This is a genomic window from Rhizobium sp. LC145 (genome assembly GCF_001005825.1).
Taxonomy (GTDB): domain Bacteria; phylum Pseudomonadota; class Alphaproteobacteria; order Rhizobiales; family Rhizobiaceae; genus Neorhizobium.
In genome coordinates, this window is record NZ_LBHV01000021.1 from 25862 (window position 1) to 38853 (window position 12992).

The 12992-nt window shown below is 59.8% G+C and carries 13 protein-coding genes and 3 pseudogenes; 10 read left to right on the forward strand and 6 right to left on the reverse strand.

Features of this window, described 5'->3' with window-relative positions:
- Positions 1–163: 163 nt before the first annotated feature.
- The 3 genes from repA (at position 164) to repC (ending at position 3851) form a co-directional block, all read left to right on the forward strand.
- Positions 164–1363: a plasmid partitioning protein RepA gene (gene repA / locus YH62_RS28350; RefSeq protein WP_046797688.1), complete on the forward strand. Its 1200-nt coding sequence runs from the start codon at positions 164–166 to the stop codon at positions 1361–1363.
- Positions 1364–1466: 103 nt separating this feature from the next.
- The gene (gene repB, locus YH62_RS28355) at positions 1467–2471 is read left to right on the forward strand and encodes a plasmid partitioning protein RepB (RefSeq protein WP_046797674.1); all 1005 of its coding nucleotides are present in this window, start codon (positions 1467–1469) and stop codon (positions 2469–2471) included.
- A 168-nt stretch (positions 2472–2639) separates the two neighbouring features.
- Positions 2640–3851 carry a plasmid replication protein RepC gene (repC, locus tag YH62_RS28360; RefSeq protein WP_046797675.1) on the forward strand — a complete coding sequence of 404 codons (1212 nt, stop codon included), beginning with the start codon at positions 2640–2642 and terminating at the stop codon, positions 3849–3851.
- A gap of 344 nt (positions 3852–4195) precedes the next feature.
- Here repC and YH62_RS28365 read toward each other — a convergent pair whose 3' ends face one another.
- On the reverse strand, positions 4196–5356 hold the full coding sequence (locus YH62_RS28365) for a site-specific integrase (RefSeq protein ID WP_046797676.1): 1161 nt from the start codon (positions 5354–5356) through the stop codon (positions 4196–4198).
- 77 nt (positions 5357–5433) lie between these two features.
- Between YH62_RS28365 and YH62_RS28370 the strand changes: the two genes are divergently transcribed.
- From YH62_RS28370 to YH62_RS28390, 5 genes and pseudogenes are all read left to right on the forward strand, one after another.
- Entirely contained in the window at positions 5434–5712 is a 279-nt protein-coding gene (locus tag YH62_RS28370) for a type II toxin-antitoxin system Phd/YefM family antitoxin (protein ID WP_015647672.1), read from the forward strand.
- Positions 5699–6130 carry an mRNA interferase PemK gene (locus YH62_RS28375; protein WP_046797677.1) on the forward strand — a complete coding sequence of 144 codons (432 nt, stop codon included), beginning with the start codon at positions 5699–5701 and terminating at the stop codon, positions 6128–6130. The genes YH62_RS28370 and YH62_RS28375 overlap by 14 nt, the downstream gene beginning before the upstream one ends.
- A 226-nt stretch (positions 6131–6356) precedes the next feature.
- Positions 6357–6590 (forward strand): annotated as a pseudogene (locus tag YH62_RS28380) (hypothetical protein); the annotation flags it as partial.
- Positions 6591–6696: 106 nt separating this feature from the next.
- Positions 6697–7395 (forward strand): annotated as a pseudogene (locus YH62_RS28385) (IS256 family transposase); the annotation flags it as partial.
- A 43-nt stretch (positions 7396–7438) separates the two neighbouring features.
- Positions 7439–8152: an IS6-like element ISRsp9 family transposase gene (locus tag YH62_RS28390; RefSeq protein WP_046797678.1), complete on the forward strand. Its 714-nt coding sequence runs from the start codon at positions 7439–7441 to the stop codon at positions 8150–8152.
- Positions 8153–8179: 27 nt separating this feature from the next.
- Here YH62_RS28390 and YH62_RS28395 read toward each other — a convergent pair whose 3' ends face one another.
- From YH62_RS28395 to YH62_RS28415, 5 genes and pseudogenes are all read right to left on the reverse strand, one after another.
- Positions 8180–8752, reverse strand: a complete 573-nt coding sequence (locus tag YH62_RS28395; RefSeq protein WP_245282238.1) for a thiamine pyrophosphate-binding protein — start codon at positions 8750–8752, stop codon at positions 8180–8182.
- 126 nt (positions 8753–8878) lie between these two features.
- Complete coding sequence (locus YH62_RS28400) at positions 8879–9907, reverse strand: FUSC family protein (RefSeq protein ID WP_046797680.1); 1029 nt, start codon at positions 9905–9907, stop codon at positions 8879–8881.
- Positions 9908–9960: 53 nt separating this feature from the next.
- Positions 9961–10634, reverse strand: a pseudogene (locus YH62_RS28405) (HAD family hydrolase).
- 32 nt (positions 10635–10666) lie between these two features.
- Positions 10667–11398, reverse strand: a complete 732-nt coding sequence (locus YH62_RS28410; RefSeq protein WP_046797681.1) for an LrgB family protein — start codon at positions 11396–11398, stop codon at positions 10667–10669.
- Positions 11395–11793: a CidA/LrgA family protein gene (locus tag YH62_RS28415; RefSeq protein ID WP_046797682.1), complete on the reverse strand. Its 399-nt coding sequence runs from the start codon at positions 11791–11793 to the stop codon at positions 11395–11397. Before YH62_RS28415 ends, YH62_RS28410 begins: the two co-directional genes overlap by 4 nt.
- 88 nt (positions 11794–11881) lie before the next feature.
- On the opposite strand from YH62_RS28415, the gene YH62_RS28420 reads away from it, so the two are divergent.
- Together YH62_RS28420 and YH62_RS30675 are read left to right on the forward strand one after the other, a co-directional pair.
- The gene (locus YH62_RS28420) at positions 11882–12766 is read left to right on the forward strand and encodes a LysR family transcriptional regulator (protein ID WP_046797683.1); all 885 of its coding nucleotides are present in this window, start codon (positions 11882–11884) and stop codon (positions 12764–12766) included.
- Between the two features lie 115 nt (positions 12767–12881).
- Positions 12882–12992 (forward strand): LysR family transcriptional regulator (locus YH62_RS30675; RefSeq protein WP_156177011.1); only part of this gene is annotated, 111 nt, incomplete at its 3' end.

The following is a 12992-nucleotide window of genomic DNA, read 5'->3' on the forward strand; positions in this document are numbered from 1 at the left end:
ACGTTGAATAAAAGGCGCGAACAATTTGTTGCATCAAAGTGCGTTAAGGTTTTGTTAACCCTATTTCTCTTGCGGACAGATGGGAATCGTGCGCTATCTTCAGACGGTAATAGCGCGTCTGACGCTGATAAACCGTCTTGAACCTGAGGCTAAAGTGAACGTGATCGACAGGCACATCAGTAGGGCAGCAACGTCCGCACATATTACGCAGCGCGCGGAAGCTCTATCCGCGAGACTCCGTGCGGTCGGTGAGCGCGCCTTTCCCCCGACCGCGCAGAAGTCGCTTCGGTCGTTCACCTCTGGGGAGGTAGCCGAGATCGTTGGTGTTTCGGATGGCTACCTGCGCCAACTCTCCCTAGATGGCCTCGGCCCGGCACCTGATATTGGGACCGGTGGCCGACGCTCCTATACACTTGAACAAATCAATGGCTTGCGCCAGTACCTCGCCGAGGCACGTCCTAAGGAAGCGGCGCGTTTCTGGCCCCGTCGCCGGGAGGGTGAAAAACTTCAAATCATCACTGTCGCCAATTTTAAGGGTGGCTCGGCCAAGACGACGACATCTCTATATCTTGCGCAGGGTCTGGCGCTCCAGGGTTATCGAGTCCTTGCCATAGATCTTGATCCCCAGGCCTCGCTCTCCGCGATGTTTGGTTATCAGCCCGAATTCGATGTTGCGGAGAATACCACGATATACGGCGCCATCCGGTATGATGACCAGCGTGTGGCGATGAAAGATGTGATCCGCAAGACCTACTTCACTGGCATCAGCATAGTTCCCGGCAATCTGGAGCTGATGGAGTTTGAGCATCAGACCCCGCGATTTATGCTTCAGAACCGAGGACGGCCAGAAGATTTGTTTTTCAGGCGTGTTGCAAGCGCCATTGATCAGGTCAAAGACGAGTACGACATTGTAGTTGTTGATTGCCCTCCTCAGCTTGGCTTCCTCACCATGGGTGCTCTGAATGCAGCGACAGGAATGATTGTCACCGTCCACCCACAAATGGTGGACGTAGCTTCCATGAGCCAATTTCTCCTAATGACGTCCGATCTTGTCTCCGTAATCGAAGAGGCGGGAGGTAAGCTCGACTATGATTTTCTGAGGTTCCTTGTGACCCGCCATGATCCCCGAGATGTACCTGAACAGGAAATCGTCGGTTTACTTCGGGATGTATTCGGTACCGATGTGATGGCTGCGGCAGCATGGAAATCGACCGCAATTGCCAATGCCGGTTTGACCAAGCAATCTCTTTACGAGTTGTCGCGTGGTGCGGTCGGTCGATCGACCTATGATCGCGCGATGGAATCCATTAGTGCCGTGAATCACGAAGCTGTCGGCCTAATCAATGAAGTGTGGGGTCGATGATGGTGCTCCGCTCTCAAAAGAATCAATCGCTTAACTTGTTGTCAGCTGACGACGTGATGTCGTCGGGGCTAGTAGTTAAACGTTCTGATTGGGGAAATGATAGATGAGCAAACGAACTCAGTCAGTTCGCAATCTCTTTGCCGCAGGGCCTGATGAGGCGCCGACCGCGGACACACGTCAACCAATGCAGCGCGTAGCGTCAGGAGCGGTTCGGTCGTTGAAGGACACTTTTTCGGAAGTTGAGAGGGACTACGAAGAACTCAAGCAAAAAGTTGCTGACGGCGCTCTTCCGATTGACCTCGATCCGTCTCTTATCGACCCATCCCCTTTCGCCGATCGTTTTGCGGATCAGGATGCTTCGGCTGTCGAAGCTCTCAAAGCCTCTTTCCTTGAGCACGGGCAAGAAATACCAATTCTGGTACGGGCTCATCCCACTGAGATTGGCCGTTACCAGATTTCTTATGGCCATCGTCGCGTACGAGCTGCCACTGAGCTTGGTCTTAAGGTCAAGGCTTACGTGCGCGAACTTAGTGACGATCGCCTTGTTGTCGCACAAGGCATTGAAAATTCAGCTCGTGAAGATCTTACCTTTATAGAGCGTTCAATGTTCGCGCTGAAACTCGAGGAAGGCGGGTTTGAGAGGACTCTCATTCAAACCGCGCTGTCGGTTGATCGGCAGGAAGCATCCAAGCTCATCAACGTAGGCCGCGCAGTTCCAGGTTGGCTGGCCGAAGCGATCGGCCGGGCTCCGAAGATAGGTCGTCCGCGGTGGCAGGAGCTTGCTGACGGTCTGAAAAATGCAGGAGCGGAAAGCAAAGCGCGTAAGGCTACAACTGACAAGTCTTTTGGTCATAAGACTTCGGATGATCGCTTTATCGCGGTTCTTCGCGCGATAAAGGCGATCGATAGACCGAGCGCGGAAAAGACGCCGGTACTTTCCGTAAAGTCTGCCGAGGGTACTAAGATCGCTACCCTCGCGGTCTCCGGCAGGGTTTGTAAAATTGAGATTGATAGAGATCGGGACGAGGCGTTTGCCAAGTTCGTGATGGATCGAATTCCTGATCTTTACGAGAAATTCCGGCAGACCGAGCCCGGATCCGAAGGTTAGAAAAGGAAGAAACCGCAAAAGAAAAAGGCCCCCAAACGTTGCCGTCGTGGAAGCCTCTCTCATTGGTCTAAGCAGCCTGAGAATCGCATTTCCATGAATCCCAGTCAATAGTCTTTGGCACCGATTTGGTGAGCTGATTCCTTTTGCCGATCGAAAGGTGAAAGAAAAATGCGAAGTGGAAGTGTAACGACGCCATTCGGGCGGCGGCCGATGACGCTTGCCTTGGTCAGGACCCAACTCCAGACAGCGGACATCCGTAAGGGGAAAGTTGCGGACAAATGGAAAGTATACCGCGACGCCTGCGAAGCACGCGCGCTACTTGGCCTGCGCGATAGGGCGCTTGCTGTGCTCAACGCTCTCCTGTCGTTTTATCCAGAGACGGACCTCAGCGAAGATGCGAACCTTGTTGTCTTTCCGTCTAATGCTCAACTGAGCGCACGAGCGAACGGCATCGCGGGCACGACTCTGAGAGAGAACTTGGCTGTATTGGTGGGTGCCGGACTGATAAATCGTAACGACAGCCCCAATGGTAAACGCTACGTGAGACGTGGCAAGGACGGCGAGGTGGAGACAGCATATGGGTTCAGTCTTGCCCCATTGCTTGCGAGGGCGGAAGAACTTGCTCTCATGGCGCAGCGGGTGGCCGAGGAGGCACGACGCTTCAAGGTAGTTAAGGAGCGGACGACTATCGCGCGCAGGGACGTGCGTAAGCTTATCACGGCTGCTGTTGAAGATGGTGCGTCTGGCGACTGGACGACGATGGAGACAATCTACATAGGGGCCGTAGCAAGGCTTCGGACCGCCAAGTCTATTGAGGCCCTTGAATCGATCCTGGACGAACTAGAACTATTGCGCGAAGGTGTACTCAGCGTATTGGAAAGCAACGTCTTTTCACAAAAAACCGCTACCAATGATAACGAAATCCGTCAGCACATACAGAATTCAAATACCGAATCTATAAATGAATTTGAACCTAGCTCAGAAAAAGAGCAGGGCGAGAAACCGATGTTAAAGTCAGACCGACCGGCGGAGCCGCTAAAGAGTTTCCCTATTGGTTTGGTGATGCGAGCGTGCCCTGAAATTGCGGCCTATGCGCCCGAAGGCCAGGTCCAGAGTTGGAGGGACTTGATGTCCGCCGCAGTCGTGGTTCGGTCGACCTTGGGAGTAAGCGCTTCAGCGTATCAGGACGCTTGCGAGGCAATGGGCGCCGAGAATGCGGCCGTCGCGATGGCAGCGATACTTGAGCGAGCTGGGCACATCAATTCGGCTGGTGGCTATCTCCGCGATCTCACCTCCAGAACTCGCCGCGGTGAGTTTTCGCTCGGCCCGATGATAATGGCGCTTTTGAAAGTGAACTCTGGCGGGGCTATAAGTGCGTGATGTCCCCGATCCCAGGAGCTTTCGGAAGCCGTCGATTGTAGGCAGCTGACAACAAACTAACCCCCTGTTGCAGCTAAGGTTTCTTAATCGCCTGCGCGGTCCAGATCAGGAGTCAAAACAGGAGTTTGCAACTGAAATAGCCGAACGTATTTCGAAAGTGGCAGCATTGGTCGTTCTTTCCGCCGCGCGGTAGAGTAGATAGAAGCTTCAGCGTTGCTTTGGGAAACAGCGCGACGAAATGCGCCTTGAGCATGACCTTCGTTTACCAGCTCGTTTCGCCAATGCCACGGAAATACAGTTTCAGTGAACATGCTGTCATGGCTGTGCGGAGGACGACGGCGCCCTTATAATAATCGCGTAGCCCGGCCGCTCCGACGGGTCGCGTTGTTGTAGTAGCTTGACGCCTGCTGTACCGATCGGTGGCGCGACTGCTCCATCGCCTCCGGCAAAGGAATGCCTCGGTTTGCGGCTTCGGTCAGATAGCCCGACCGCAACCCATGCGCGGAAAACTCCCCCGCCTCCAGCCGGGCCATAGTCGCCCGCTTTTTGACAATATCGTTGATCGCCTTCGGATCGAGCGCCCGACGGGAGACATTTCCCCAGCGATCAATCGCCCGAAACACACTGCCACTTTCAATCTTGGCGGCAACAAGCCAGGCGTTCAGGGCATCAACCGGCCGGCCGGTCAGGTAGACAACTTCATCGCTGTCGCCGCTGCTGGTCTTCGTGCGGCCGAGATGGATTGACAGCGAGGGCAGGGGAGCACCGCCCTCAACGGCGATCGGCCGCTCAGCCGTCAACTGTTCCCTGCGCAACCCGGCAATCTCGCTGCGACGGCGCCCACCCGACGCAAAGCCAACCATCAGGATAGCCCGATCGCGGATGTCACGAAGGCTTTCGCCTGCACAAGTGGCCAGCATTTTTGCCATGATGTCGCCGGTGACCGCCTTGGCGCTCTTGCGGCGGCGTTGGCGTGGCACGGCACGAACGGCGAGCCGGATCGCGGACTTAAGGGCAGGGGAGGCGAAAGCGCCGTCGAAACCGCGCCACTTAGTCAGTGTCGACCAGTTGGCCAGACGACGGCGCACGGTATCGGGCGCGTGCGGCCCGGTTGATCTGAGAAAGCCGCCATCTCGAAGGGCCTGGTCAACCTCAGCTGGCATGCCATGGTCCGGATCGGTTTCGCGCCTCGCTGGGTCCCAGAGGTGATGGGCGACAAACTTGAGGAGCAGCGCCTCAGGCCCCGGCCAAGGAAGGGCGGTGCCAGTCGCGGCATGCGACCAGGCTTCGAGATAGCCGAGATCGGAGGTCAACGCCCGCAGCGTATTCTCACCCATACCTTCGTTGACCAGATGACGCAGGGTCTCGACGTCCTGGTCGGTCAGGATTTCGGCAAGCTTGTCACGTCGGTCGATCGGCAGCACCGCCGCGATGTTGTCGAGCTTTTCGGCGCGGTTTAAAACATTCTGGGTGACCGACGATACCGACAAGGTCTTTTTCGTCATGGTACATGTCCAATGCTAATCGTACGTTTGCAAAAGTTGCGGAAAGCCCGTATATTCCGGAATAAAGGAGTTATGCCATGACCTCGACTGTGACAGCAGCAGCCGTTTCCAAGAATTTTGGCGCCTATCAGGATGCCGCAGTTCGCGAGCCGGTGATTATCACCAAGAACGGCCGGCCGCGCACGGTTCTGATCGCCTATGAGGACTATCTGCGTCTGGCCAGACGCGACCGTCGCGTAGATCTCACCACGGCGATGAGTGACGATGAACTTGCCGCCATTGAAGCGTCTCAGATGGAGTCGGGTCTCGATCATCTAAACGCCGAACTGCTGACGGGCAAACATGCTGCCGACTGAACCAAAAGTCGGTTGGGTTTTTCGTTATTCCTATCTCTGGCATTGGCAGCATCTCGAAGGCCGGGAGGAGGGCGACAAGGACCGCCCGGCGCTGGTGTTGGCGATTGTTGCGACCCTGGACGATGGCACGCCCGCAGTCCGTGTCCTGCCGATCACGCACTCGCCGCCCTCTGATCCTAGTGACGCGATCGAAATCCCGCCGGCGACAAAACAGCGTCTCGGACTGGACGACGAACGATCCTGGATTATCCTGACGGAAAGCAACCGGTTTGTCTGGCCGGGACCGGATGTCCGGCCCGTTGACAGCGAAACAGGCTACCTTGGCCCTTTGCCACCGGCATTGTTCAACGAGATCAAGCGCCGCTTTGTCGAACTGGCGCGCGGCCAGCGCCATCGCGCCACGGCCCGCAGCGAGTAGCGGCTTGGCTGCGGTCGCGAACTTTGGCCGGCCGCGTCTTTGATCTGTAATATCAAGCAAGATGGGTCCTTTGTGACCGTCCCTGCGCCCAGTTTTACTGATTTGCGGCCTGAAATCAATCACCTCCGATAAGAGGTACTTATCGGAGGCTAGATCGCAGACATAGGATCGTACTCAGTGACGGACGGTAAATGAGAAATAGCGTCCGTTTAACGGTTCGTTTACCATGATTTCAATGACTTACGATCCTTCGAAAATCGGCATTTCTAACTTGCTGCGGCCTACTTTCGACGCCGGGATCGTGCTGACCCGTCTCGACGAGCGCATCGCCCGCGACGTGCTGCGCACCCGCCGGCGCATCGCCGCACAGTCGCCGGATTGGGCGTTGTGGGCCGACGGTATCCGCTCGCTGCGGAAAACCGCAGAGATCACGACGGTTGACACGGAAGAGGCGCAGACGATCGGTGCCAGATCGTGTCCCATGGAGTGGTGTAGCTGGATTTCATAGCCATCGGTGATTTCCGGTAGGGTCGGGTTGCTTATGACCAACCTGAGGGACACCACCGATGACCGACGACATGATGAACCTGCGCTCACTCGTTGAGAAGAGCGCCGACGCCGATTTGCTGCGCGAGATGATCGGCTTCGCTGCCGAGAAGCTGATGGCGCTGGAGGTCGGCACAAAGACGGGCGCGGGTTATGGCGAGAAGAATGGCTTCCGACTTGCCCAGCGCAACGGCTATCGCGACCGGGACTGGGAGACACGGGCGGGCACCGTCGAGCTGCGCATTCCAAAGCTTCGCACAGGCAGCTATTTCCCGAGCTTTCTCGAACCACGCCGCATGGCAGAGAAGGCCCTGACGGCGGTGATCCAAGAGGCCTATATCCAAGGCGTCTCGACCCGATCCGTCGATGACCTCGTTAAGGCCATGGGCATGTCGGGCATCTCCAAGAGCCAGGTATCCCGGCTCTGCGAGGAGATCGACGAGAAGGTGAAGGCCTTTCTCGACAGGCCCATCGAAGGGGAATGGCCCTACCTTTGGATCGATGCGACCTACCTCAAGGTCCGGCGCGGCGGGCGCATCGTCTCCGTTGCCGTCATCATCGCCGTCGGCGTCAACACCGACGGTCGACGCGAGGTGCTCGGTATGGAGATCGGCACATCCGAGGCCGAGGCGATCTGGACCGAGTTTCTTCGAAAGCTGACCAGGCGGGGTCTGCGTGGCGTCAAGCTCGTCGTCTCCGATGCCCATGAGGGGAGGCGTCGCCTTAACCGGCTGGTGCGGATCGAGGCAATAGTCTATCGGCATGACTGACGATGCGTCCGCCCGATACAAACGCCACCGCTTTCCAGCCGAGATCATCGCGCATGCGGTATGGCTCTATTACCGGTTCCCGCTGAGCCTGCGCGATATCGAAGACCTGCTTGCCGAGCGCGGCATTGCCGTCTCGTTTCAGACCGTCTCAGAATGGACGACTAAGTTTGGCCTGAAATTCGCCCACCAACTCAAGCGGCGGTCGATCGGCAACTTCGCAGACAAATGGCATCTTGATGAGATGGTCGTATCGATCAAGGGCAAGAAATACTGGCTGTGGCGCGCCGTCGATGCCAACGGCTACGTTCTCGATGCTCTGCTGCAAAGCCGCAGAAACAAGGGAGCCGCTCTTCGGCTGATGCGCAAATTGTTGAAGAGCGAAGGTGTTGCGCCGCGCGTGATGGTGACAGACAAGCTGCGTTCTTATTCCGCCGCAAAGCGAGAGATCATGCTGGGGATCGAACACCGTTCGCACAAAGGGCTCAACAACCTCGCAGAAAATTCTCACCTTCCCGTTCGACGACGCGAGCGACGCATGATGCGGTTCAAGTCGACAGGTCAATGCCAACGTTTCGTCTCAACCCACGGCCAAATTGCCAATCTTTTCCAACTTCATCGAAAACACCTAAATGCCGCTGATCATCGCCAACTCCGCGCACTCGCCAGCGCCACCTGGCGTGAGATCGCGTTGCCGATCCAAGCCTGAAATTCAGGACAAAGAAATGATTGCGTCCTACGTCAGGTTAAGGCGACGCCACCCGCTGGCAGGCCCGGGTGCCGCGCATTCGGCGCCGGAGATGTTGCAGGCGATCTCGATATAGGCCGGCTTCCTCTCGCGCAGCGCGGTGCGGATCGCATGGTCGATCAGTGCCGGCGCCTCGTCGGCCGAGACGATGGAGACGGCGGCGCAGGTGAGCTTCCGTGCGATTTCGAGCTGATAGAGGAAATCCTGCGTGCCCAGCGTATGATGCAGCAGGTGCCCGGAGGCGTAGTCGTTGCTGTTCGGCGCGCCGGAGATGAGGATGACGGGCAGGTTTTCTGCATAGGCGCCGCCGATGGCGTTGAGCGCGGAAAGCGCGCCGACGCTATAGGTGACGACGGCGGCGGCCGCGCCGTTGGCGCGGGCGTAGCCTTCTGCGCTGAAGCCGCAGTTGAGCTCATTGGAGCAATAGACCTGCCTCAGATCCTTGTTCGTCAGAAGCTGGTCGAGCAGAACGAGATTGTAGTCGCCTGCAACCGCGAAATGATGCTTCAGTCCTATTTGGGAAAGACGGGCGGCGAGATAGGTTCCGACAGTGTATTTCACGGGAAACTCCATGTGTCTGTGACAAGAAAGATGAGTTTCCTTAGCAACCGTCTCGGATCGATACCTTATTCCGGATCAAAAAATGCGATTTTTCTTGAAACTGGTGGATTTCGGTAACGGAAGATTTCACCGTTCCGGAAATATTCGGAAGGCGGCGAGAGCCTGTTCGACGAGATGAAGATGCTCGACTGTGGACCGCCATTCCGGAGGGGCGGGCTCATCGACGAGGGGCAGGTCCTCCCCATCCGGCAGGCGTTCCTGCATGTTCTGGCCGTTGCTGATCTCGGCGCAGCGTCCGGCCACCCGTTCGACATGCGCCAGCAGGCCGTCTGGAACGGGCGTTGCGCCTTTTCGCAGGGCATCCGCCACCGACTCGCCGAAAAGCAGGGCCGAGGCGTAAAGGCGGATCGCGTGCCGGTCGTATCGCGCCGCGATCTCGTCGACCTGGCGTGCGACGAGGCGGCCGCGCAGCGACCACCGGGCGGAATTGCGCGCGGTGACGATGCCGGAACCGAGCGCGATGACGCTGTCATGGGCGCCCGACAGGCTATGCAGCGCGGCTTCACCCTTCTTCGGATCTCGCTCGCGCAAGGCTTCCGCGCATCTCGTAAAACCCGCGGCGAGGTTGCTCAGGAGGTCGCGGGCCGCGGCATCGACCATGCGGACGGGATCGGGCGTCAGCACGACCTGGCTGAAGAACAGGCCGACGGCGGCGCCGGTGGCGACGTCGAGCATGCGCACGGAGCCGGCATTGGCAGGCCCGAATGCGAGGACCAGGATCGCCGACACGCCCGCCTGGATGGGGACCACGGCGGAGAGCCCGTAGGTGGACGCCACGATGATTGCGATAAAGGCGGCGAGGCCGAGCCTGAAAAGCGGCACGCCGTCCGGCAGGAAGAGCGCCAGTTCGCCGACGACGATGCCGGTCGCGACGCCGATCAACAGCCCGATCGCCTGCCTGCCGTGGCTGGGCAGGCTGGGCGAAAGGCAGACGATCGCGCTGATCGCTGCGAAGAGGGGCTGCGGGTGCCCGAAAAGGTGCACGGCGAGCTCCCATGACAACACGGCTGCGACGGCGCAGGCAAGCGCATCGCGCCATGCCGCGGACAACCGCTCGGCAACCGTCAGCGAAAGGCTCTTCAAAACGATCTGCATTCCTGTTCCGTCCGCTTTCCCATGCATGCAGGGCTTGCCTGCCGTTCGACACGTTATCGGCGCCCGCCGACCTCATCAATGTGGTGCAGCATGTCGGCGGGGTCCTCATAGACGCGGAAGGCGCCGGACTGGCGCAGTTCGTCGAGCCCGTAGCCGCCGCTCAGCAGCCCGACGCCGAGCGCCCGGCAGCGAACCGCCGCCAGCATGTCCCAGACGCTGTCGCCGATGACCACCGCCGTCTCGATGGGTGCGCCGAGCCGTTCCGCCGCGGCCAAGAAGAGGTCGGGATCGGGCTTGCGTATTTGACCTGGTCGCGGGTGACGACAGGTATCCGCTGCGGGTCCACCCCGAGGGCCGCAAGGTTGACGGCGGCCGTCTCCATCCGCCCGCTCGTGGCGATCGCCCAGGAAATGCCGGCGTCCGTCAGCCAGGCGAGAAGCTCGCGCGCGCCGGGAAGCGGGCGGACACGGCCGGCCTGCCGCTGGTAGGCGGCCGCATGGCCCTGCCGCAGCCTTTCCACCCGCTCGGCGCTGATCTCCAGTCCGGTCTCGCGCAGGAGCTGGTTCGTGAACAGGCCGCCGCTCATGCCGATCTTGCGGTGGATGCGCCAGACGGACAGGTCGATGTCTTCCGCGTCGAGCGCGTCCTTCCAGGCGAGCACATGTTGGTAGACGCTGTCGACGAGCGTACCATCGAGATCGAAAAGAAAAACCGGCTTGATGCGCATGCTGTTTCTCCTGGTCGGACGAGTATGGCAGGTCAGATATGGCGCAGGATCTGGGCGAGGACAGGGGCGACGAGGATATTCATCAGCCCGACGAGCACCATGACGAGACCGGCGATCGAGCCTTCCTCCCTGCCGATCATGTGGGCCTTCGCGGTTCCCGCCCCATGCGCCCCGACCCCCAGGAGCGCGCCGCGCGCAAGCGCCGAGCGCAGCGGGAGCCATGCCAGGACGATATCGCCGAGCGCCGCGCCGAGGACGCCTGTCAGCACCACGAAGATCGCCGTCAGTTGCGGAATGCCGCCGATCTCGCCGGAAACCTCCATGGCGAAGGGCGTGCTGATCGAGCGCGGCAGCAGGCTGAGCCTGATCGCGCCGTCGAGGCCGACCACGGTTGCAAGGCCCCAGCCGGAGAGCACAGCGGTGGCCGTTCCGGCCAGCATGCCGGCGGCAAGCACCGGCCACTCCCGGCGGATGAGCGCGCGGTGCTCGTAGATCGGCACGGCGAATGCGACCATGGCCGGGCCGAGCAGGGCGACGAGCCACCCCGTGCCGCGGATGTAGTCCCGGTAGCTGGCGTGGAGCGAAAGGACCGCGATGACAAGAAGGACGGGCGTCACCGCCAGCGGCATCAGCCACCAACGCGGCCAGCGGCGGTGGAGGCGCTTGGCCGCGAGATAAAGGCCGATGGTGGCCAGGGACCAGAACAGGCCGCTAAACAGGCCCTGGGCGAGCGGATCATTCCACGACGTGATCGGCAGGGTCATTGCCTCGACCTCCATCTCCAGCAGAAATCGACGGTCAGCGCCGTCACGGCCATCACCGCAAGCGTTCCCACGAGGATCACGACGAGGATCTTCAGCCCGAGCAGGCCGAGGAATTCGGGATGGTCGATCACCGCCAGCACCGCCGGAACGAAGAAAAGCAGCATGTCGGCAAGGAACCATTGTGCGCCGCGCCGCATGCTGAAGACGCTGATGCGGTGGCTGGCCAGCAGCGCAAGCACGATCGCCATTCCGATGATGCCGCCGGGCAGCGGCAGGCCGACCAGCCGGGCCAGCGCTTCTCCGGCGAGCCAGAACGCAAGCAGGAAGCCCACCTGGAGCAGGCGGCTCGAATGGATGTGGCGACGGAATGAGACGGCGAACCTGCGAATGAACATGATCGTTCTCCTGAGGGAAATATATGTTGCGTCGCAGCATGATGGAAATGAATTGATTGAATAGATTATATTCTGATATGGAATTCTGATGGAAATCCGAACGCTCCGTGCCTTCGTCGAAGTCGTGCGCCAGGGGGGCTTCTCGCAGGCCGCCAAGACGATCTTCTCCACGCAATCGACCGTCAGCAAGGCGGTCAGGCAGCTTGAGGACGAGATCGGAACGCGGCTGCTCGACCGCATCGGCCATCGCAGCACGCTGACCGTCGCGGGAGAGGTCGTCTATCGCCGCGCGGTGAGAATCCTGGCGGAACGCGAAAGCCTGATGGCGGAACTCGACGACCTGCGCGGCCTCAAGCGCGGGACGCTGCGCCTCGGCCTTCCGCCGATCGGAAGCAGCACTCTGTTTGCGCCCCTGTTCGCCATCTATCGCAACCGCCATCCGTCGATCGACATCCGCCTTGCCGAACATGGCAGCGACCGGCTGGAGGAAATCCTGCATGTGGGCGAGATCGACCTCGCCGCCTCGCTTCTTCCTGTATCGGACGAGTTCGAATGGCAGGAGGTCCGCCGCGAGCCGCTGGTGGCCCTCCTGCAGACGGACCACGCGCTCGCAGCAAAGGCCTCCATCACCCTTGCGGAGCTGAAGGACCAGCCGTTTTTGCTGTTCGAGAGCGGCTTCGCGCTGAACAGGATCATCGTCGACGCCTGCCGGCGGGCGGGCGTCGAGCCCTCCGTCGCCGCGCGCAGCAGCCAGATCGATTTCATCGTAGAGCTGGCCGCCGCGGGTCTCGGCATAGCCTTCCTGCCGCGCATGATCGCCGAGCAGCGCAGCCACCCCGCCGTCCGCCACGTCACGCTCGTCGATCCCGGGACCGAATGGCATATCGCGATGATCTGGCGGCGCGGCGCCTATCTGTCGCATGCCGCGAAGGCCTGGCTGGCGCTGACGCGGGAATTTCATTCCGGCGATTGAGGGCAGCAACCTTTGCCTGCCGGTTCATTCTCGAAGGCGGCGATATATGCAAGTGGACTTTGCGATATCCGGAAACTATCAAATCACGACATGGATCTTTCAGTCGGGGGTTGACGTGGAGCTCAGGCATCTTCGGTATTTCGTCGCGGTCGCCGAGGAACGCCATTTCGGCCGGGCGGCCGAAAGGGTCGGTATCGGCCAGCCGCCGTTGAGCCAGCAGATCCAG